This is a genomic window from Paenibacillus sp. N22P23 (assembly GCF_059383735.1).
Genome location: NZ_JBXENT010000002.1, coordinates 880,211 through 902,256 on the forward strand (window position 1 = coordinate 880,211; position 22,046 = coordinate 902,256).

A 22,046-nucleotide genomic window follows, 5' to 3' on the forward strand; every position below is an offset into this window, starting at 1 on the left:
CTAGTCGGCTTCCAAATTTATACAAGATGCCCTCGATTATCATCATAAAGGACAAGCGGATTTATGCCAATAGAATCTATTCTTTATATGGATTGAACTTAGCTAAGTTGGAATACCTTCCTCTTGCTTGACCACTCTGCGGTACTCCTTTGGCGTGACTCCATACAAGGAATGAAATTTCCTATAGAAAAAGGTTAAATTGTTATAACCGATTTCTTTGGAAATCTCCTCAATCGTTTGATCCGTCAGCTTCAACTGCAGCGCAGCATGTATGAATTTTTGCTCTTGTACTAACGAAGAAAAGGTTTTTCCGGTCACGTTTTTGATGATCCGACCTAAATGCTCTGCCGAATACCGAAAGTGCTCGGCTGTTTGTGCTAATGTCATGTTTAGATAGTTTTTATTGATGTAGGCTAATAATTCTATGACCGAGATATTCGATCTTCTAACTCCTTTGTTCAAGAACAATTCGTAACTATCACTTTCTAAAAGCCTGGTGAATAGAATCGTTAGATAAGCTTTGATAATCTCTCGGTTCGAATTTTCATTGCCTAATGACTCGCATAATAGATTCTGAATCGTTTGTTTGATTTGCCAATTATTCGATGTATGGAATAACAGAAAGTTCTTTTCCCTGGAAGCATTTGAAATAATCGAAGCAATTGTCTTACCGAGAATATTATTCCCCAGTATTTTGTAAATGAAGGAACTGTCAAAAAACTCATTCTTCGCTAAGAAGTTGATGAGGATATCATTTTCGCCAACTTTGTCAATGGAATGCTCCACATTCTTATTGAGGATAATCAAGTCTCCTTCTTTTAATTCAAACCGTTCTCCCTGAATCTCTTGATAAAAGGTACCGCTATAAATGTAATTCATCTCAAATAGGTTATGGGTGTGTTTGACCATTTTGACAAACCGGGTATGTCTGGAGATGGCGAAGATTTCTCCTGTGAGATTCAATCGAAGAACATCCCCCTCCAACGTGTAGCGGTAAGTGGACGGGTGGGTAATTGCCATAGTCGGAGCAGGCACCCCACGAGAATTGTTTTGGCCCGAGGGCTTTTCCTCTGACAAGGAGGGAGAAAGAATCCGACTTCTAATCATTTCATCTGTAAGATCCCTATCTTTTAACTTAATCTCCAAATCCGTTAATTCAAACAAAACACGGTTCAATTCTTCATAGTTCATGCAACCGCCTCCCACTCCGTCAATATATCAGTTTTGGTTAGTCAATACGACGACTATAGATATTGGTGAAAGCCTATTCGTGAGTTAAACTATCCAAAAAGGTTAGGAGGTCATAGTATGAGTCGGAGCGTTGTGGAAGGTGAAGTTCGGATGTTCTCCAACCAAATCATCAGGAGAATTGTCGATGAGGTGCTGATAGAGGGAGAATTGGTGCTTCGCATTCATACAGCATGGCAGCTGCAGCATGGCGCAATCTTGCTCTATGAATATTCGTCCAGAAACCACCCGTCCAGCAATTTTACCATTCACGACAACTTGGACAATTATAATAGGATATGTGAACAAATTGACTGGGTAAAGTAAAGCACGATCAATGTGCAATCAGTGTTTCGATCGCTTATTTATGATAATCACAGTCCAACGTATGATCATCTACCATCCCGCAAGCCTGCATATACGCATAGCAAATCGTCGATCCCACGAACTTAAAGCCCCTTTTCTTCAAATCCTTGCTCATGGCATCGGATTGCGGAGTAGTCGCCGGAACCTCGCTCTTCGTGCTCCAATGATTCCGAATTGGAACGCCGCCGATGAACTGCCAGATGTACGCATCAAAGCTGCCGAATTCCTGTTGAACCTTCAAGAAGCATCTGGCATTCGTGATGGCCGATTGGATCTTTAACCGATTTCGAATAATACGGTCATCAGCCATTAACTCGGCAACTTTGTGCTCTTCGTATGCAGCCACCTTATGGGGATCGAATCCGTCGAACGCTCTCCGATATCCCTCGCGTTTCTTCAGCACGGTATACCAGCTTAGTCCTGCCTGTGCCCCTTCTAATACCAGCATCTCAAACAATTTCTGATCCTCATGTTCAGGTACTCCCCATTCATGATCATGGTATTCGATATATAAAGGGTCCTCATTGACCCAGGCGCAGCGTGCAGTCATATGTTCTAGCTTCCTCTCGTAGTCAGCTCAGTTAAGGGTCGTTCGTTTGTATGCCAAAATCATAATCGGCCGTATTTCTCTCCGCCCATACAGCCGACAGTCGGTATTTATAATAACCCGGCTTGCTTGGAAGGTCATAACGATATTGATTCGGTTTGCCTATCATTACTTGTTTGCCATCATCTGTGTACATGGTTAATGTAAACTCATCCGGATTGACCGGAAACTTAACAGAGATCACATCACCTGGCATCGCCTTGATTGCTCTATCTTTGATCATCTTGTTGTATGTATCCGGCTCTGGCGGATCAGCACAAACTCCGTCTGTTTGCGAACCATACCAACAATAATGCGCCAATAAATAGTCAACATTGTGACCTTCTACGGAAATGATAGGCTTCACTGGCTCGTCCGGTAATTGCGAATTCGTCGTACATCCAGCCAGCAACAAGACTAGCAAGCAAGAATATAGAAACAAGACTTTGCCCATTCGCTTCCCTCTCACTAATCAGGATATCTACTTTATCTGAGACGCAGATAGATCCAAAAAGTTACAACCAACATGATTAACCCAGACTTTACGCTAACCATACTGGTAATACCTGGACGAATTTCTTAGCTCCTAGAATCTAACGAACCGTAGAGGCTTTATTGGGCCGGATTTCTCGCCTCCGAGAATCTAACGAACCGTAGGGGCTTTATTTTGGCAAAATCAGCTCCTATTCTCCCTCAAACCTTCAAATAGCGCCCCTACGGTTCGTTAGATCAAAAAGTCGCTGTTTTCACGTAAATAACGCCTCCACGGTTCGTTAGAACGAGTAAGACGAAATGGAGGCTGTCAGGATCAATCGCGCATTCACAGAAAAAAAGCCGCCTTCGAAAGTGTACTAGACACTGTTGAGAGCGAGCTTTTCACAGCTTAAGCGCCTTGGATCACACTGCGAATGAAGGCTACTTCTTCCGCATTCAATGGATTGCCTGCACCTTGGGCGTTGGATTCAACCTGTTTCGCATTCTTAAAGCCCGGAATGACGCAAGCGTTCGGCGATTGCGCAAGTGCAAACTGAATCGCTACACGCACCAAATCTTGAACCTCCATACCGAAGCGTTCTTTGATCGGTTGAAGACGCTCGCGGATTTCCAGCAGGCGCTCCTTCGTATAGGAGGAGTTGGAAGCCCGAACATCGCCTTCGCCGAATTTCGGCGGATGCTCCGGATCGAATTTGTCGAGAAGCAGTCCCTGTGCAAGCGGCCCGAACAAAACCATACCGATATTTTGCTCATCTGCCCATTGGAATAGATTCGTATCCGGCTTATCGAACGAATTGCCGAATGCATTATAGTGGAATTGCAAGACGTCCGGACGTGTAACCGGGCAGACGCGCATAAAGTCGCTGTAGCCGTAACCGGATTGTCCGATCACGCGCACTTTGCCTTCCTTCTGCAGCTGACGCATCGTATCCGCCGCTTCTTCCAGGTACAGATCATTCGGTCCGAAATTCGTATTATGGAAGAAATGTAGATCCAAATAATCGGTGCCTAAATTCATGAGCGACTGCTCCAGCTGATGTCGAATATGGATCGGCTGCATCGCATTTGGCGCTGTCCCACGGAACCAGCCTACTTTGGACGCAATCACGACTTGATCGCGTGGAACTTCCTTTAGAAAACGTCCAAGAACGCGCTCCGAGTGACCGTCTCCGTAAACATCTGCCGTATCAAAATGATTGATCCCAAGCTCGAAAGCCCGGTTCAAACCGGCAAGAGATTCATTGTCATCATTTCCCGTCCAACCTACTGCCTCACCGTCACGCCACGAAGGTCCGCCAATTGCCCAGCAGCCTAAGCTTACCTCGCTTACTCGTAATCCAGAACGACCAAGAACACGATATTCCACTATATCTACTCCTTTATGATGATTGGTTTGAGTTGACCTATGGTCGACTCAGCATTCATCGATATGATTGGTTTGAGATGACCTATAGGTGACTCACCTTCATATGAAACTATATACAAGATGCGGACAGCTAGGAAGTACGTACATTATTTTCACCTACTTCCCTTTATGTAACTACCCGTGTTGAAGTTCTCGTAGTTGTTGGAGAATCAGCAACGCATTACTCTCCGCATCTTTGATTTCATGTAACAGTTCAATCGCTTGTTTACCAGTTTCAGTATCATTTGGCTTACCGCCCTCCGGATACGGGAAAAGCACTTCCAGTTTTCCATATCGATCGGCTACGATTTGGAATGCTTGTATGGCTCTCTCAAGCAGCAGGATATGATGAGCTTCTGAGAAATCATTCTTCCATGCATGGAGAAACCGGACTGCAGAATGCCGTGCGTTATGTAACACTTTGATAGTAAACGAATTTCCGTAACAATCGACTTTCTTCTTCTGAAATACCTCTATCCATGAATCATAGGCAGGTAGTCCAGCAGAGAATTCCCAGAAATCATGCGCATCCACTAATCCAAACTTCAGAATAAGATCTAGTGTTACCTTGACTCTCTCCTTAACGCTTGGTTCCATTACGTCCGTAAAACGATGTTATAGCCATCCGGATCGGCGAGGTGTGCGTTTCGGAAATCCCAGCCGCCATGCGTCTTTTCCATATTATAACAGTTTAGTTTGGCTTCGAATATGCTTCTCGGAGGTTTAACCATCCTAATCATGAATGGAATGTAATATTCGTATGGATTTCCTTCATTTGGATAAAATATGCACATCAAGAAACTAAGCCGATCTGCATCGTTCAGTAATAGAGGGGGAATTCGACCATGAAACTATCACCCACAGGAAATGCGCATGCAGACTTGTATAGCGATATTCAGGAAAACGAACAGCTTTTCAAACGCATCTTTCTGAATTGCTCGGACGTCTCGTTTCGGGAAATCAAAGCGGACGGCAAGTTACGACTGCTCTTAATTTTTGTGGCTGAATTGGTCAATACGGAAGAACTCAACACGAATATCTTAAAGCCTCTCTTCTACGAAGGGCTGCCGCAAGGTTTGGAATCCGTCAACAGCATCTCCCAAATGCTCGAACAATCGCGGTTTTCCGTATCGCGAGTCATGACTGCTTCGAATGTCAGCGAGATCGCGGAATACGTCTTGCGGGGAAACGTGGCGATTCTGGTTGACGGTGAAGCGTCGGCTATCGTGGCAGACGTTTCTAACATCGAATCCCGTGCAATCGGCGAACCCTCCGAAGAGGCGACTCTTCGCGGCTCCAGAGAAAGCTTCACCGAGCTATTGACTACCAATACAACGATGATGCGCCGTATTTTCGCCACGCCGGACTTGAAAATGGAGCAGCTGACGCTCGGAAAGTATACGAAAACCGAAGTCGTCATTACCTATATCGAAGGCGTCGTTGATACATCCGTTCTGAATGAAGTCCGCAAAAGGGTCAAATGCATCCGCATAGACGGCATTCTGGAATCAGGTTATATCGAAGAATCCATTGAGGATACGCACTTCTCGCCATTCCCGCAAATTTTGAGCAGCGAACGTCCCGATGTCGTTGCCGCCGGACTTCTGGAAGGTAAAGTGGCCATCTTGACGAACGGAACGCCAATCGCGCTAGTCGTGCCCATGACATTCTGGGCCGGTTTACAGGCACCGGACGATTATTTCGAGCGTTTCCTGTTCGTGACGCTAAACCGTTGGATTCGCTACATGTTTGTCCTTGTCTCGGTCTTCCTGCCATCCATCTATATCGCGCTGACCAACTTCAATCCGGAGATGGTTCCTGCCAAGCTCATGCTGAGCATTGCGGCACTACGGGAGAAAGCGCCTTTTCCGACGGTGATTGAGGTGTTCATGATGGAATTCGTATTCGAAGCGCTGCGGGAGGCTGGTATCCGTCTCCCCCGGCAGATCGGTCCTCTTGTCAGCATCGTGGGCGCCTTGGTTATTGGTGAAGCAGCCGTCCGGGCAGGCATTATATCTGCGCCGATCGTCATTATCGTACCTGCAGCCGGTATCTCGTCATTCGTCATTCCAAGGTACAGCTTCAGCTTCCCCATGCGGCTCCTCCGCTTCCCGATGCTGATACTCGCCGGCTTGTTCGGACTGTTCGGGATCGCGATTGGGATCATCGCCGTTCTCATCCATTTGATTCACCTACAGCCGTTCGGAACGCCATATCTGTCCCCTGTTGCTCCGCTCAACAAGGGAAGGCTAAAGGATGTGTTGCTCCGTTGGCCGCAAAAGCTGACCCGAAAAGCCGAACCCGTTCCGGAGGCGGACCAAACATGATCAATGTGGCTAAGATCGGTTTCGTTTTGCTTATTACAGCGCTAATCACGACCGGTTGTTGGAACCTCGAAGAGCCGGATCAACGAGCCTTCGTCATGGGCACGGGCATGGATATCAACAAGGATGGTAAATACTTGCTCAGCACGCTAATCGCGATACCAGCGGGTATCGGCGTACAAGAAGCAAACGAACAGAAAAGCTTCCGGGTATTGACCTCTACAGGCAAAAACAACACGGATGCGGCGCAGAAGATGCAAGCACAATTATCGCGCAGCTTGTTTATTGGCCATCGTGAAATCGTTCTTATCGGAGAGAAGATGGCTGAGCATGGGATTGCTGATTTGGTCGACGAATTTTTCCGAAACCCCCAGTCGGAAGCCAGATCTAGAATATTTGTCGTGAAAGGCACGCAGGCCAAGAACGTCTTCGAAATCAACTCCATGTTCGATCCCTATATCACGACAACGCTCTATGATGAGCAAGCCACGCTTGGTTTAAGAAATTTTTATTTCGCTGCCTTTATGTACGATGCCTTGGGTCAAGGCACAGTGCCCCTGCTGCCTGCGCTCACTATGAATCGGAGGAAGCACTATGTCTATTCCGGATTCGCGATTATGGACAAGGACAACGATCTCAAACTGGCGGGATATTTAAATCCAGAGGAATCCTTCTATACGAATTGGGTCAGAAGGAGAATCAACAATTACTTCATGACCTTCACGGTGTCCGGATACGAAGGAACCTTCAGTTTAAAGCTGAGATCCCTGAACCGGCGGATTCACACGAGCGTGCAAGGTAATCGCGTAAAAGTCGATATCCTGCTGTCTGGAGCAGGCGTAATTGTTGAAAATAATACGAACCTGGATCCGTCCATGGAAAGCCATCTCATGCTGATACAGAAGTCCATGAATGCACAAACCCAGAAGAAAGTTGAGCAGATCGTCGACAAAGCGCAAAAGCAAATTAAACTCGACATCTTCGGGTTTGGTGAACTTGTTCATCATCAGCATCCCGCACAATGGAAATCGCTGCGACCGAAATGGAACGTGATATTTCCGCAAGTCGAGGTGTCCGTGCGCGTTAATCTCAAATGCAAGGATCTGGGTGAAACCAATGCTTCCATATACCGCTAATGTTAGGAGGGATGCACTTGAAAGAGATGAAATTGTCAGGTACGCAAATCATGTGGATATTCGCGACGGTTGAAGTTGTACTGTTCATCTGGGGAATGATTACGCCGTCGATTCATCTAAGCAGACAGGACGCATGGATTACCATGTTAACCGGCGGCATAGTGGCGATGGCTTTAACTGCGCTCATTGTCCGTTTATGCATGCTGCATCCCCGGCAAACACTGGTCGAGTTTAGTCAGGCTATACTTGGAAAGTGGCTGGGAAGGGCGATCGTCCTTCCTTATTTCGCGGTGTGGTTTGGCCTGAATGCAGCCGCGCTTCGCTTGTTTGGCGACTTTATCCATCTGATCATGCTCGACAAAACGCCTGTTTGGCTGATCATGCTGCTCATGACCGTATTAATGACCTATTTAACGTACTCCGTTGGCATTATGGGCATCGGAAGATTTTGCGAAATTGCCGGTCCTATTACTGTGCTCACGCTGATTGTAGGCTTTAGTCTGAATATCGTCGATATTAAGTGGCATTATATTCTGCCGATCGTCAATGATTTCGGTTGGATTGCCATTATGAAGAATTCGATCCAACCCGCTTCTTTCCTGGGCGAATCCTTGATCTTCTTCAGCATCCTTCCTTTTCTCGATCACCCGCGTCAAGCATATTCGAAATCTCTGATTGCCGTTGGCATGACTGCTATGCTGGCTTGCCTTGCGACGACCTTGGTCCTACTCGTCTTCGGGCCGGATGTGGCGGCTAGGATGCGGTTTCCGTACTTTCTGCTCGTACGCTCCATCAATCTCCTCGATTTCATACAAAACATGGATATCTTCGTCATCTTTATCTGGATCTTCGGCTTGTTCGCCCGGTTATCGTTATATTTGTTCATCACGAGCTATGAGGCGGCACGCTGGTTCCGTGTGAAAGATTGGCGGAAATTCATTTGGTTCGGCGCGCCGGCGATGTTTGTTATGGCGCTGCTCATTCCGAACGAGGCGACTATGAATTCCGTGCAGCAGTATTGGCAAATGATCGCATTCCCTATCTGTTCGATCGGGATCCCTCTTCTGCTCCTGCTCGTTTCGGCGTTCCGTAAGAAAACGGTGCAGAACTGAAGCGCGATACATGAGCTGGCCCATTAACAAAAAAGTCCGCCGTATCGTCGGCAGACTTAAATTTCAACTAGTTATTGATCGCTTTAACGGACAGCCATTGAGGGATAGCCGCTAGTGGATTGAGATGCCAATCGCAATAGCCCTTAAGGACTTCTTCAGACAAGTGTTCACCCTCATCGGTTGAATCGTCTATCCAAAATGAGCCATCCTCCGCATACATTTCCTCGATTTGCTTAACGGAGAGCTTGGAGGAAATCATTGCGTTCAGTATATCTTGCATTCGCCACTTATATGTAGGTACTTCGCCAAAGGGACCTGTTAGATCGTATGGTTTTTCTACTGTTAGGGTTTCTTTCGTTGTTGTTCCAAAAGGACGCATGAACGGATGGATATCGAACATGATATAGGCGCCATGTGGCTTAAGTACCCTCTGGATATTGGTGTACATGGCGTTCAAATCGTTAATCCAAACATGAACGCCATTTGAGGTGTAAACAAAGTCGTATTCATTACTGTTGATTTTAGACAATTGCATCGTATCCTCACAAATGAATTCAATATCCCAGCCACGATTTTTAGCTATATCGTATCCACTCTCTATCTGTTTCTCCGAAATATCGCAGGAAGTCACTTGTGCCCCCATTAAATGAAACGCAAAGACAGCATGGTTGTCACCACTGGAAGGAACCAAAATCCGTTTCCCCTTCATATCCGGCATAGCGTCTAGAATCATCGAGTAAGTCATGCGGTGGAATGCTGATTCAGGCGTAGTAACAATCTTCTTGATGGCTTCTTCGGTTCTGTACTTCGTATACCAAGTCTCGGACCATTGGTTCCAAGTCTCCTTAATCACATTACCACTGTTATTCAAATAAGCTCCCCCCTCTATAAACCAGGCATTCAATTCTGCAATATTCTATTTAATTATGCAATTATACCCAATTAAATGAAAGATAAAGTTTTGTGGTTTGATAGCTACTTCTTGGATGTGCGGAATGCTCTAACGAACCGTACGGCGCTTATTTGCCCATTATTGGTACCGAAATCATTCTAACGAACCGTAGGGGCTCTATTTGACGATTTTTGAGTAGTTGGGAGCCGATTATCCCAGAATAACGCCTCTACGGTTCGTTAGAATCTCGAAGCCCCGAAATTCGGCCAATAAGACCCCTACGGTTCGTTAGATTTTCGCGGAATGTAAGCTGAGGCGTGCGAGATGAAATTTGCACCATGTTAATGTTAACGCAGTGATATGTTAATTTAATAGATAAAAAAAATGGCCGTCGAGACTTTCTCGACAGCCTGAGGATCCGCCGTGGGCGGATCCTTTTGGTTGAGTTTATCTAGTTATTAACGCAACGCGTTAAGCTTTGCTCGCAATGAAAGCATCTACTTGCGCTTGCTTGTCTGCGATAATTTTCTCGAGGCCTGCTTTCTTCAGGTCGGCAAGAAATTGGGTATAATTCTTATCCGTATCAGCGCCATACAGCCCAGCGGAAAGGACGTCTTTATATTGGGCAATGACAGCAGCACAGTTCGCTGCCTCGGTTTTGATCTTTGAGTCGTCATAGACGAAGCCCATAAGGACTGAAGTCGTCGCGTTGTCATTCAGCGCCTTCGTTTGTTCCCATACGTCGTCGGCGCTGCTCGCCGGAATGAGGCCGTTAAACTGGTTGCCGAACATCCAATCCGCATTCGGCGCATATTTGGAATCCGTGATCGGCTCATATTTGTTGTCGCCGACCTTCTTGTAGTGGGTGCCTTCAATGCCATGAGCAAGCAAGTTATACAATTCTTTATCTGTATTGATAAGGTCGAGAAACATGACTGCGCGCTCCGGATTCTTTGACGTTGCGGACACGGCTGTCAACGTCGCCGTAACGTTATTCGTTGTGAGCAGCGGGCTGCCCACGCCGTGCATGACTATTTCTTTGATGTTGTCAGCTTGCTCTTCCGCTTGCTCACCGCCTGGCGCAATGCTGGTGACTCCGCCAAACATCTGTGCACGGTCCCAGTTTGCCGCCGTCAGGACATCCTTCGGAATAACGCCGGATGCCTGCAGTTGTTTCGCCAGATCTACGATCTCCTTATACTCCGGTGTCTCGTATTCATTGAACACTTTCGGGTTTGAGTCCGTGGACACGATTGTTCCCGGCGTGTCGGAGCCGCCTACGCTTTCCCAACCCTTCATTTCTTTCAATGATCCGAGCCAGTCCGCTCTCCAGGTCATACGCTCCGTCCGATTCTTCGACTCGCCTGCTTTTACCTGCTCTAAATAGGCGGAGAAATCCTTCAACGTATCAATCTTCGTGATATCAACATTATACTTATCCGTGAACTCCTTGTTGTACCAGAAGCCGGATTGTCTCGCGAAAATTTGCTGGTTAATCGATGCGTAAATCTTACCGTCGATTTTAGCGGCGTTCCATAGTTCGGGCTTGAGCGATGCGTGAAGGCTCGGCGCGTATTTAGGAAGTAGGTCAGTCAAATCGGCATATGCACCATTCGTTGCGTTGGCGACATAATTCAGTACCCAAGGCGCCGTGAAGGCGAGATCGAAATTCTCTTGCGTGTTGATCATGACTTTCAGCTTCTGCTCGTAGTTATCGAAGGAGATCGGATAGAGCTGGATTTCCGTGTTGATCTTGTCCTTTAGAATCTTGTTCATCGCGTCCTGCACAACTTGAAGATCAGGTTGAGGCGCGCCGGGATAATAGTATTTCAACGTGACCGGCTCCAAATTCGCCGTCGGTTCAGCTGCCTCGTTCCCGGTTTCGCTCGTATTTCCGGATGCTGCCGGTGCGTTTCCATTACCATTCGTGCCAGAGGCTGCCGAATCGGAGTTGCCGTTCTTGCCACATGCACTGAGAAGCATCGAAGACATCGCTACCAGCAGAACTGGAAGCACCAACCATTTTCGTGTGTTTTTCATTACTTGAACTCTCCCTTTTCTAGTAAGTGTACAGGCTATATATATATAAGGAGCTTCAGGATAAATGGCTCCATTATATCATTTCACGGCTCCGGCAGTCAGCCCTTTGATGAAATACTTCTGCAGGTACGTGAACAGGAATACCATCGGCAACGTGGCGACGACCATCATAGCAAACATGATAGAATCGGACGGCACTGAGGCAGGATCGATCGTCAAGGTGCTGCCAGGCATTGTATTTCCGCTCTTGATAAAGTTAACCGCCGATACGATATTGTTCAGAATCAATTGAATGGGATACTTGCTCGTATCGTCGATATAGAGAATAGGACTGAACGCTTCATTCCAATAGCCGAGCGCCGAGATGAGCGCCAGCGTCGCCATCGCAGGTTTGGACAGTGGGAGGATGATTCGGAAGAATGTCCTCCAATCCGACGAGCCATCGATTTTTGCCGCTTCGGTCAGCGCCGGCGGAATGTCCTGGAACAGCACTCGCATGAGGAAGATATTGAATGGCAGCGCAAGCCCGGGCACGATAATCGCGGTCAGCGTGTTTTTCCAGTCCAAATACTTCACAATCAAGATGTAGAGAGGAACCAACCCGCCATTGAAGATCATCGTGAGGAAGATAAATCCAGATACGACACCTTTATAACGAAAGTCTCTACGAGACAGCGGGTAGGCGACGAGCGCCGTGATGAACAAGTTGGCCGCCGTCCCGATGAACGTAATAAGGAAGGAATTGCGGTAGCCGTTGATGATATCTTTGGGAACTTTGAACAGGTAGACATAGGCATCCATGGAAATCCCCTTGGGAAACAATTGATACCCGAAGGTCGACAGAACCTTGCTGTCCGTAATGGAGATCATGATCGTCATCACGAGCGGAAACAGCGAGAAGAAGCAAATAACAATCAAGATGACATTAACGATAAGGGCATACCATTTATTAGGGATCATGCCAGAGCTCCTCTCACATGTGACTTCCTCTTAGAACAAGCTGTAATCTTTGTTGACGCTCTTGGCGACTCTATTCGTGACCAGGATTAAGAGAAGGCCAACAACGGATTGGAAAAGCCCAATAGCTGCGCTCATTGAGAAATCACCGTTTTTCGCCAACGCCCTGTAAACGTATGTATCGATGACATCCGTGACTGGGTAGAGCTGGCTTTGATTTTGCGGAACGAAGTAGAAGAGACCAAAGTCCGCGCGAATGATGTTACCGAGCGCCAGTATGGTAAGCACGGAAATCATCGGGATGAGGAACGGCAGCATGATTCGACGAATCGTCTGTATCCGACTTGCCCCGTCAATCTCGGCGGCTTCAAACAATTCTTTATCGATGTTCAGGAGCACCGAGTAATAGATCAGACTGCCGAAGCCGGCTCCTTTCCAGACGGAGACAATGGTTAATATCCAAATCCAGGAGCCGGGACTCGCATAGAAATTCATTTCCACGCCAGTTATTCGTTGAATCAATTCCGTGAGCAAGCCTGACGTAGGACTGAAAAGCGATGTCAGCATCAGGCCCACCAGTACCCAGGAGAAGAAATAAGGAATGAACAGAACCGTCTGGTACACCTTCAGTCTCGTCCGGTTGACGACCTCGTAGAGGAGAAAAGCGAGCGCTACGTTCACGAACGTGGTAGCGAGTATGATCAGCATGTTCAGCCCCATCGTGTTTCGCAGGACAAGCCATGCCGTCTGGGATTTGAAGAAGAACTCAAAGTTGTCTAGACCATTCCAAGGGCTGTACCAAATTCCTTTTGCCGGAACGAATCTCTTGAATGCGATGATGACGCCTATAATTGGAATATAGGAGAAAATGAAAATTTTGAGCAGCGCCGGCAGCGTCATCAATAGCATGTCGCCGTTCTGTTTCAAATGCTTCAGTCTTGCACTCTTCGATGCCAAAGAAAGATCCCTCGTTTCTGAAGTCGTTCGTTAGCGACCCAGGTCTACTTATCGAAGTCGACCAGCCACAACGCAAGCATAGTCCCCCGGAGTCTGGGCCGTATACTTCAATATCCCGCAAAACCACTACAATATCGCCGAATAGAACGAAAAAATCGGGATATCAAAGTACGATATCCCGATTTCAAAGTTCATCATTCTCTAGTTATTATCAGTTAATTCGATGCACGAGCTGACGGTCAACCCTCTGTTGTCCGTAATCGCGAGATAGTAGGCTTGTGCGACAAGCGGAACATCGAATCGCACGATGCCGTCAGTCAAGTCCAGCGGCGTACACACCCATTCCGTTATATTCGCAGTTCCGTCCTCCGTATATTGAATGCCGCGGATCGCATGATAGATTTCAGCCTTCTTCACAGCTACGCCTTCAGGTACCTGCAATTGCGCTTCACCCGATTCCAATGTGACGAATCGAATCAACGGTGCGCCTTTGCCCGTCTGGCTGTCCGCAAACGCATAAATTTCCTCTCGGGACCATCCTTCCTCATGCCCATGCAAGTATCCGTTTATAAGCGCTAGTGTCGCATTCTGACTATTAGCGAAGGAATCGGATGTTGAGCTTGCGCAGAAGAACGGATCACTGTCCCCGTTCAACCACAAGATAGGCAAGTTCGCAAGAGGAATCCAACCAGACGGCTCCCAAACCACTGCAGCCGGATTGCGATTGAATTCCTGGCTCAAGCAACTTCTTCTGCCCACCATATAACCGCTGCCGTAGACAGGAATCGCGAAGGCAAACCGATGATCGATGCCGATCAGAATACTCGACAGGAAGCCTCCCCACGAAATACCAGATAAGCCGATGCGTGACTCGTCCACTCGTGGATCAGACCGGAGCAGCGAATGCGCAAGCATGGCATCGGCCAGAGCGTGATAAATCCATTGCTCGTCCAGCGCCTCCCGTATGTCGTCGAAGAAGCCCTTTCTTGGCGTGCCTCCTGTAGCATGACGCTCCAATTCTTGCGAGCCGGGCAGCTTGGGGCGATTGCCTTCCAAATCCATCGCGATAGCCGCATATCCCCGATCATTCCAAACCTTCACCCAATCTGAGAATGCTGTCCCTCCGCCGCCGTGCAGCAACACGACAGCGGGAACCTTGCCGGAATCTGCCGTTTGCTCAGGATAACCAATATAAGCGAACACTTTCGTGGGTTCGTTCTTATATGCCAATCCTTCATAGTAAATCGCTTTAATCATCCCTACATCCATACCTGGTTCCGTGGAAGTTTGCGGCGATGACCAGACGGTATCCGGCATTTGCAAGCTGTAATACATACACTACCTCCTGGATTCAGGCGTGACGCCGAAATATATAATTGCTGCATCCGGTTTATCAAAAGCTGCCTGGATAATCGCTCTTCCGGCTTCATCGAAGGAAACCGTCACATTAGGCGGGCACCAATAACCGGTGTCGACGCGATGCTTGGTGACGTATCGGTAAACAACCGGACGCGGCGAATCCCAAGGACTGCCGAATGAATTGGCAAATATCGCCACGGCTCCGCGTCCTGACTTGCCGTTGATTTTCTCATGGACTTCCCGGGTCAATCCAACTTGTCCGTCCACGATCGGCGAAGCCTCGGTGATATCGTCTCTAACCTGCTTGTAAAGGTCCAACAGACCAGCCATATGCTCCACTCCTGCCTCCGAGATGGCGGGCAGATCCCCCCAGATGCCGTTATGCCCGAGAATAAGCGAAGCGATCGCGACGTTCTGGTATTCCGCAGGATCATCCGGATAATAATGCGTTAGGAACAGCACGGACGGAATCCACTTGTCATACGCGAGCGTAGTCCTGCATATCCGGCTCCTGGCCGTACCGGGATGAAAAAATACGTTGACGTTATAGTGTTCACCATCGCGCTCGTCCTTCGGCACGTCAAAGCTGGGATAATACGGTCCGTTGTTCATGAAGAAGTATTTTCCTGCTTCTAGGAAGCTTAGACCAACGCTTCGATACCCTTCGGTCACGTCGAAGTCGACAATGGCATCCGGAACAGCAGCGGTCACTTTCCGAATGATGTCCGCCAGCCTTAGTCCCATCTGGAACGCATGATTTTCCGCACGTTCCTCATGACTGTTTTGAACGGATCCGTGATTGTGATGCGGATCGTCACAGCCATATTGTCCGATGCCGTCCCACTTGAAATAGCGGACACCTAGTTCTCTGGCCAAGCGAATCATCTCATCCGCGAAGGCCTCCCCGTACGGGCTGACCAAGCACATGAACGTGCTGTCCTCCGTTTCCCAGATAGGGTGAGAACCTGCTCGTTTCCCTTTCCAAGAGTAGATGCACGTCTCGTATTCCCCCTTCATCCGACTGGTCATGGCCACTGCCTTTGGATCGAACCATAACCCAAGCTTCATGCCGTATTCATCCAGCTTCTGCTTAAGCTGTAGAAACCCGTCCGGGAATTTCTCTAGGTTAATTTGCCAATCCCCTGTTTTCTCGAACCAGCCAACGTCGATAACGAACACTTCGATGCCGATTCGACGGGCGACCTCAATCTCCTCCAACATGCGGGGAAGGGTCAAGGAATCCAGATACATGTTCTTGTTCCAGTGACGGTTTCGCTCCTGATAATTCCAGGTGTTGTAGAAGAGATACGGCTTTCGCGACTCGTTATACTCGCTGAAATCGTTCAGCACGAAGTTTCGGTAGACCTCGGCTAGTTTACTCTCATTCCCGTCCACCGCGGCAATTTGCAACCACAAGGTACGATAACCTTGGCGCAAATCATGTCCGCTGCAATAATTGCCTTTGGCTGCCTGCAGCGTCACGGAACGGTCTGGTTCCAGCTGGAAATGCACATATTCGTCCGGCGCCATCGAGCCGTGCTCATAAGCAAGCAGCAGCGTATGCTCCTTGGACTCTGCGACGAGCATTGGCCCGATTACCCGTTCGCGATTGGAGAAGAGTTCGGTTCCAACGACGCGTTCGGACAACGCGTAGGCGTGGGTAAGCTCGTTATAATCGGACAGCGAGACCTGCTTGACCGGATCGCCGTCGTTCAGTGCGATTCGTGCATAGATGAGGGCATCTCGACCACCTGATTTCGTCAGTCGATGCGAAGCCTCTGTCGACGAGCGCAGCTCGTAAGCAAGCCGGACAACGGGACTGCTCGCCGACAACCTGATAAACATGCGAAGCGTCAACTGCCCGTTCCGCTCACTTATCCCTTCCCAAACGTATTCCGTTGCGCCGTTCTCCAACGTACGTGGTTTCTCCGCCTCACTAAGCATGGTTAGCCCCATAGGAATGAATGCGCCGTCCACCTCGAATGCAGGTGCCTCCATAGTAATCGTCTCACCGGTCGAACGAATTTGATAACGCCAGAAGCTTCCGGCGCAACCTTCCAAGGCGAGCGAAACTTTTTCATTTACGAAAATAGCTTGGTTTATCATATTTTGAGTCTTCCTCCCTGGCCTCCAAAATTTCTCCCATTCCCTTCGTACACTATCCAGTGTAGCGCAGCCATTCTCTCGATTTATACTGCAATATTACGCAATAAGACTTCAATTCCGCGTATTAAAAGCAAAAATCGGGATATCGACGTTCGATATCCCGATCTACTTATCCGTTTAAATTGCGATACTCACTCGGCGTGACGCCGCTGTTCTTCTTGAACAAACTGTAGAAATAGTTGGTATTGCTAAATCCGGTCTTGAGTGCGATCTCTTGGATGGACTCGTTCGTGTTCGCCAACCATTCCTTTGCCTTGTTCAGCCGGAATTTATTGATATGCTCGCTCAACGATTCGCCTGTCGCTCCTTTGAACAGCTTGCGGAGATATTCCGCGCTGATGTCAAAGCGCTGCGCGATCTCGTCCGGATTGAGCGCCGGATTGGCATAGTCCTGCTCCACGAAAGCCAGAATCTCGGCCAGTCGCTGGCTTGTCCGGTCGCTCTTCTTCTCTTGCATGAGATGAGCTTCTGCTATCAGCTGATCGCCGAGCCGGATCATTTCGTCGCCAAGCTGATCCAGACTCTCGAAACGGGAGAGATTCTGCGCAATGTTGAAGAAATGATCAAGTTTGACGAAAGACGAGTTGCCATTCTTGCGATCGAGACCAGCCTTTAGTGAGATCGCGATCTGCAGAACCATGAGTTGCAGGTAGGTGAAAGGGAACACGCGCGAACCGGCCAATAATTCCCGAATGCGCCTTTCCGCTTCCTCCCGTTTCCCCAAAAATAGCAAGCTGGTCAAATGATCGACCTCGGCCTCCGGAATTTTGAACGTTTGCTTGTTTAGTTCCCTAAGCCTAGCCATATAAATGACGGACTGCGGGCCGTTGAAAATCCGATAATTCATGGCTTCCTGGCACTCAGCATAGCTGTACGAGACCTCAGACAATTCCTCCAAGATATCTCCTACTACAGCCGAAAGTTTCATCTGCAAAACCTGGTCCGCTCGGTCGATGACGTTCCTGATCAAATCGGCAACGGCAGCAGAAGATGATTCGAAGTCGTTAAACTCCCCATTCAGTAGAAACGCGACGTACCGGTCGCCGATCGCGAACGATTCAGCCTTGAAGTTCGTTACTGTGGCTAATTCATTCATTACGTTAATAAGTCCGTAAGTGAACAGTTCCTTATCCCTTGAAGAGAACTTCGTGTCGTCCGACTTGAAGCGGTCAATATGGAAAAGCACGAGTTCGAAGCTATCACCCATTCGGAATGAAATGCCATATTGGTCGAATTGACCTTGCTGCGGCAAACGATTGTCTCCCGTCTCCGTCAATCTGCGCAAAAAAGCTTGCTTTGCGTCGTATCGTTTGTTTTTGTCTGAGGCGAATCGCTTCTCCAGCTCGGAGATATAGTTCCGGAAAGCGCCGAACAGGTTGTTCGCGATGAGGTACGCAATCAATAAGAATAAGAGAATAACGCCGATGACAATCAACGATGTCGTAAGCAAAACGTTCTTCGTTTTATCTGTAATGTGCTGATAAGGCGTAATCCGGATATATTTCCAGTCAAGTACGTCGGAGGTCGCGTATGAAATCAACACTTTTTTCCCGTTCAGCTCAGCGATACGATATCCATCTGCTGGTTCATTGCCCCCGAAAACAGCGCTGAATGCCGAAATATTATTGATGTGATCCAAATAGTTGTAATCCCCGTTGCCGAGAATGACCTCTCCCTTAGCATCCGTGACGATGATCTCTTCGCTGATTGCGGAATCCATGGATTGAATGGTATCCTCCAGCCATTTGTTAGAAAAATTGAGAATGATGGCGTTCTGGATCACATCAGGATTGCCTTCATAGAAAACAAATGTATACACATCGTCAAGCTTAGTGGAATCCTTCTTGAAATTATAATAGCTTGGAATGCTCCTGGGAATCGGCGAGAGTTTGTTTACCTTGCCGTCGAGCAGTTTGACAATATCCTGATCCGGAAAATCCTTTACGGGGTAAACAAGACGATTATAATAAAACGCATTTGCATTGCGGTTATAGATGTAAATATTGTTCTCGTACGGCACATTGATATTGACCGCTTGCAGCTGCCGCTGCAGTTCGCTGATCTCAATCTGGTCCATATTGTCGTAATTCAACAGCTTAAGTGCCGCCGGATTTGTATTGTATTGCATCAAGGTGAATCTGGCGTTGTCGAACATCAAATTCGTGCTGTATTTAATCAGAGACAGCTGTCCTTTTGTATAGGATTGGATGAGGTTCGAGTTGGTTTTGTTGAAATTAAAATAGAGTGCCATCGAAAGAATGAGGCCGATCGACAAAATTAAAACTGCAATTGAGGCGTATACTTTTGCGTAGCCCTTCTGAAATTGGAAGTGTTTATTCATCATGGAGACCTCCTGCAGGCGATATGTCTTCCCCAAAAGATACCATAGGTCTCCTACGAAGTTAATGGGTGATATTGTAAACAGTCGATTCTTCGAAAGCGTTGTCAACACTTATCGACTTCATTCCTCTGTCGATGTTACTGTTATCGGATCCGGCGCCGCCGATTTTGCAGGTAACCGCAAGATCGGAAGAACAATGATGATGCCAATAACAAAAAGACACCCGGAAATCAAAAAGGCGACGGACAGCGAAGTCAGTTCTTTAATAAGTCCCGCCAAGCTCATCATGACGACCATAGCGCTGCAAAATATAAAATTCAAAATCCCGGTTACTCTCCCCACGAATGCTTGTTCCGTGTTTTGCATGATCATGGTATTCGTACTAATATGATTGCAAGGCAAAATGAGTCCGAGCAAAAACTTCATAAGAAACGAAAGCCAAACCCATTCGGAAAAACCCAAAACAACAAGGGTAACGGCAGCCCCCGCATTGCCTATGAGAAACAGCATTTGCGGCGAAACCTTATTCGCGATGCCTATCGTAACGCCACTGCCAATCAACAGCGCTGCTCCCTCAACCAGTAAGAACCATTGCAGGTGCGTCTCTTTAAGCCCTAGCTGTTCCGTGATCAGAAAGATCCAAAGCGGTTCGATGATCCCGATCGCGAGTCCTCCGGCAATATAAGTTCCGCCGAGCGTAGCCAGGATTTTATTAGCTCGCAAGTATGTAAAGCCTTGTTTGATATCCGTCCTTACGGAGGTTTCTGCCTCTTTCAAGACGCTTTGATCCGGTGGCAAATTCAACAGAACCAATGCCGACATAATGAAAACAGCGCCTGTAACGGCCAGCGAGACATGGATTCCGAAGCTTACATAAACAAACGTACCGATCATCGGGCCTAGGATCATAAACGTGTAGAACAGCGTTTCGTACATCGCCATCCCCGTCTGCATCAGTGCTTCAGGTACATGCAGTTTGAAAAGCTTCATACCGGAAGGCTGTGAAAACTGGGAGAAAATCGACGATACAAGCGTGGCGAAGAAGATCCCTTTCCAGTTGCCAAACATAATGGTCAGCAACACGACAAAAATCGAAAGCGCGCTTAGAAAATCGCACCACACCATCGTACGCTTTGGGCGCCATCTGTCGGCAAACATGCCGCCTAGATACGAAAGCAGGATAATCGGTACATATTCAGCCACCGAAATTAGCGATATCGCGAAAGCATCCTTGGTTTGATCGTATACGTAAAGCAATATAGAGAAATTCCGTACCCAAATGCCGATTTGCAGGAACAGTCCAGAAAGCAGAATCACCTGTACGAACCGATTGCTTAGAAGCTGTTTCGCATTTGCGTCGGAACCCATGTTATCACCCTTTCAGCCCGGAGAACGGCCCTGGTACATATCAAATGGATATTTTTACTATATGTACTAATAAAGTGATTTAAGTATTCAGCCCGTTAAATGAGAAAACGGCAGCCAATGATGGCAGCCGTCTCTTCTTATTATTGATTAATATATAGCAGAACATCACCAATGTAATCGTCTAAGGGTTGTGCGGTGTTAACTTTCATACATTCCAAGTGCGACGGCTTTTTGGCTCTGTTGATTACATCTTGCCAGCTCTCTTCAGGTATATCGACTGGACCAATTTGCGTAATCATTCGCACGCGGTTTCTCAATCTATCGTTAAGTTCATGAATGTCATGCAATACGCACTCAACATACTTGTATTTCGCATTGTGTTTTGTAGCCAATGCAGTTCCTTTCTCAACCAACACTTCGTACAAGCACGGACTATCTAGTATAACGCTATGTCCTTGCGAGAGATAGAAATCAACTAATGTCCATTCTATATGATAAGCCACTCCGCCAGCACGTTTGGGATCTACCTCCAGTTCCTCTAATCCCAGTCCCTCCAATAATCCTGTTTTCACGATATCATGGTCCAGAATTACGGCTTTCGTGAACTTCGCAATTTCCCTGGCAAGCGTTGATTTACCAGACCCCGGAAATCCAGACATTTGTAGAAAGAACATATTACGCCTCCGTTACGTTTCTATCCCTGACTACCCTCGACGGCGATAAGCAGCACCGCGGCAGCGAGGCCCAAGCGGCGATCAAGCTTGTCGTCATGGTCTACGGAGAAATCAAGGTTTAGCTTTTGGACAAACGGGTTGAAATTTTGTTTAAACACTCCAACCTTGGTCCCGTTCACCTCTATGTTGTAATGCTGAGGAATCAGATTCGTCAGGAATCTTCGCAATAGCGCAAGCAACGCATTATCTTCCTTAATCAAGCCAATCTCTGTCTCACTCGGACTCAAAATCGCCCATTCATCCTTGAAGATCGACTTCATCCCTTTACGTCGCAAAGAACCGATCTTGAACCCGGTCTCGACATCGACTACATCGAAGGTTGAGGAAAAATCAATGACGCTACGCGCTTGAATGGTGATCAACTCTTCTCGCATCGTTTCATCCCCGTATAGTCGGATGTCTTCCTTTAGCTTAAAGGCTTTCATCTTCGAGTACAGCACTGGTTTCTCATCGATGTCGAAAATATCAATTTTAGCGCCAACTAGAGAAAGGATCTGTTTTCTAACCACGTATTTGTGATGTTTGAATTTCGGATTCAAGTCTTCGCCTCCTATGGGATGTACATACTCTCACTGATTGTA

At 47.5% G+C, this 22,046-nt stretch carries 19 protein-coding genes; 4 read left to right on the plus strand and 15 right to left on the minus strand.

The window, feature by feature from the left end:
• Nucleotides 1-102: 102 nt before the first annotated feature.
• Nucleotides 103-1,191 (minus strand): AraC family transcriptional regulator, encoded by a 1,089-nt coding sequence (locus AC506A_RS14380; protein WP_495461674.1) that lies wholly within the window; start codon nucleotides 1,189-1,191, stop codon nucleotides 103-105.
• Between the two features lie 117 nt (nucleotides 1,192-1,308).
• On the opposite strand from AC506A_RS14380, the gene AC506A_RS14385 reads away from it, so the two are divergent.
• Nucleotides 1,309-1,554: a hypothetical protein gene (locus AC506A_RS14385; protein ID WP_495461675.1), complete on the plus strand. Its 246-nt coding sequence runs from the start codon at nucleotides 1,309-1,311 to the stop codon at nucleotides 1,552-1,554.
• Between the two features lie 34 nt (nucleotides 1,555-1,588).
• Here the strand turns inward: AC506A_RS14385 and AC506A_RS14390 are convergent, their stop codons facing one another.
• The 4 genes from AC506A_RS14390 to AC506A_RS14405 all read right to left on the minus strand — a co-directional run bounded on the left by AC506A_RS14390 (nucleotide 1,589) and on the right by AC506A_RS14405 (nucleotide 4,613).
• Nucleotides 1,589-2,143, minus strand: coding sequence for a DNA-3-methyladenine glycosylase I (locus AC506A_RS14390; RefSeq protein WP_495461676.1), 555 nt, complete (start codon nucleotides 2,141-2,143; stop codon nucleotides 1,589-1,591).
• A 31-nt stretch (nucleotides 2,144-2,174) separates the two neighbouring features.
• Nucleotides 2,175-2,633 carry a hypothetical protein gene (locus AC506A_RS14395; RefSeq protein ID WP_495461677.1) on the minus strand — a complete coding sequence of 153 codons (459 nt, stop codon included), beginning with the start codon at nucleotides 2,631-2,633 and terminating at the stop codon, nucleotides 2,175-2,177.
• 429 nt (nucleotides 2,634-3,062) lie between these two features.
• Nucleotides 3,063-4,040: an aldo/keto reductase gene (locus AC506A_RS14400; protein ID WP_495461678.1), complete on the minus strand. Its 978-nt coding sequence runs from the start codon at nucleotides 4,038-4,040 to the stop codon at nucleotides 3,063-3,065.
• A gap of 174 nt (nucleotides 4,041-4,214) precedes the next feature.
• The gene (locus AC506A_RS14405) at nucleotides 4,215-4,613 is read right to left on the minus strand and encodes a hypothetical protein (protein WP_495461679.1); all 399 of its coding nucleotides are present in this window, start codon (nucleotides 4,611-4,613) and stop codon (nucleotides 4,215-4,217) included.
• A gap of 311 nt (nucleotides 4,614-4,924) precedes the next feature.
• Between AC506A_RS14405 and AC506A_RS14410 the strand changes: the two genes are divergently transcribed.
• From AC506A_RS14410 to AC506A_RS14420, 3 genes are read left to right on the plus strand one after another with little or no spacing between them, the layout of a single operon-like run.
• The gene (locus AC506A_RS14410; RefSeq protein ID WP_495461680.1) at nucleotides 4,925-6,406 is read left to right on the plus strand and encodes a spore germination protein; all 1,482 of its coding nucleotides are present in this window, start codon (nucleotides 4,925-4,927) and stop codon (nucleotides 6,404-6,406) included.
• On the plus strand, nucleotides 6,403-7,539 hold the full coding sequence (locus AC506A_RS14415) for a Ger(x)C family spore germination protein (protein ID WP_495461681.1): 1,137 nt from the start codon (nucleotides 6,403-6,405) through the stop codon (nucleotides 7,537-7,539). The genes AC506A_RS14410 and AC506A_RS14415 overlap by 4 nt, the downstream gene beginning before the upstream one ends.
• Nucleotides 7,540-7,565: 26 nt before the next feature.
• A complete protein-coding gene (locus tag AC506A_RS14420) occupies nucleotides 7,566-8,651 on the plus strand; it encodes a GerAB/ArcD/ProY family transporter (protein ID WP_495461909.1) in 1,086 nt (361 codons plus the stop codon).
• 67 nt (nucleotides 8,652-8,718) lie between these two features.
• Here AC506A_RS14420 and AC506A_RS14425 read toward each other — a convergent pair whose 3' ends face one another.
• The 10 genes from AC506A_RS14425 to AC506A_RS14470 all read right to left on the minus strand — a co-directional run bounded on the left by AC506A_RS14425 (nucleotide 8,719) and on the right by AC506A_RS14470 (nucleotide 22,004).
• Nucleotides 8,719-9,522: a class I SAM-dependent methyltransferase gene (locus AC506A_RS14425; protein ID WP_495461682.1), complete on the minus strand. Its 804-nt coding sequence runs from the start codon at nucleotides 9,520-9,522 to the stop codon at nucleotides 8,719-8,721.
• Between the two features lie 492 nt (nucleotides 9,523-10,014).
• Nucleotides 10,015-11,583, minus strand: coding sequence for an ABC transporter substrate-binding protein (locus AC506A_RS14430; protein ID WP_495461683.1), 1,569 nt, complete (start codon nucleotides 11,581-11,583; stop codon nucleotides 10,015-10,017).
• Nucleotides 11,584-11,661: 78 nt separating this feature from the next.
• The gene (locus AC506A_RS14435) at nucleotides 11,662-12,543 is read right to left on the minus strand and encodes a carbohydrate ABC transporter permease (protein ID WP_495461684.1); all 882 of its coding nucleotides are present in this window, start codon (nucleotides 12,541-12,543) and stop codon (nucleotides 11,662-11,664) included.
• Nucleotides 12,544-12,573: 30 nt separating this feature from the next.
• Entirely contained in the window at nucleotides 12,574-13,497 is a 924-nt protein-coding gene (locus AC506A_RS14440; protein ID WP_495461685.1) for an ABC transporter permease, read from the minus strand.
• A gap of 201 nt (nucleotides 13,498-13,698) precedes the next feature.
• Nucleotides 13,699-14,832, minus strand: a complete 1,134-nt coding sequence (locus AC506A_RS14445) for an alpha/beta hydrolase family protein (protein ID WP_495461686.1) — start codon at nucleotides 14,830-14,832, stop codon at nucleotides 13,699-13,701.
• A 3-nt stretch (nucleotides 14,833-14,835) separates the two neighbouring features.
• Nucleotides 14,836-16,962 carry an alpha-galactosidase gene (locus tag AC506A_RS14450; RefSeq protein WP_495461687.1) on the minus strand — a complete coding sequence of 709 codons (2,127 nt, stop codon included), beginning with the start codon at nucleotides 16,960-16,962 and terminating at the stop codon, nucleotides 14,836-14,838.
• 169 nt (nucleotides 16,963-17,131) lie between these two features.
• Nucleotides 17,132-19,366: an AraC family transcriptional regulator gene (locus AC506A_RS14455; protein WP_495461688.1), complete on the minus strand. Its 2,235-nt coding sequence runs from the start codon at nucleotides 19,364-19,366 to the stop codon at nucleotides 17,132-17,134.
• A gap of 117 nt (nucleotides 19,367-19,483) precedes the next feature.
• Complete coding sequence (locus tag AC506A_RS14460; RefSeq protein WP_495461689.1) at nucleotides 19,484-20,731, minus strand: MFS transporter; 1,248 nt, start codon at nucleotides 20,729-20,731, stop codon at nucleotides 19,484-19,486.
• Between the two features lie 140 nt (nucleotides 20,732-20,871).
• The gene (locus AC506A_RS14465; RefSeq protein ID WP_495461690.1) at nucleotides 20,872-21,405 is read right to left on the minus strand and encodes a P-loop nucleotide/nucleoside kinase family protein; all 534 of its coding nucleotides are present in this window, start codon (nucleotides 21,403-21,405) and stop codon (nucleotides 20,872-20,874) included.
• Between the two features lie 20 nt (nucleotides 21,406-21,425).
• Nucleotides 21,426-22,004, minus strand: coding sequence for an LURP-one-related family protein (locus AC506A_RS14470; RefSeq protein ID WP_495461691.1), 579 nt, complete (start codon nucleotides 22,002-22,004; stop codon nucleotides 21,426-21,428).
• Nucleotides 22,005-22,046: the final 42 nt, after the last annotated feature.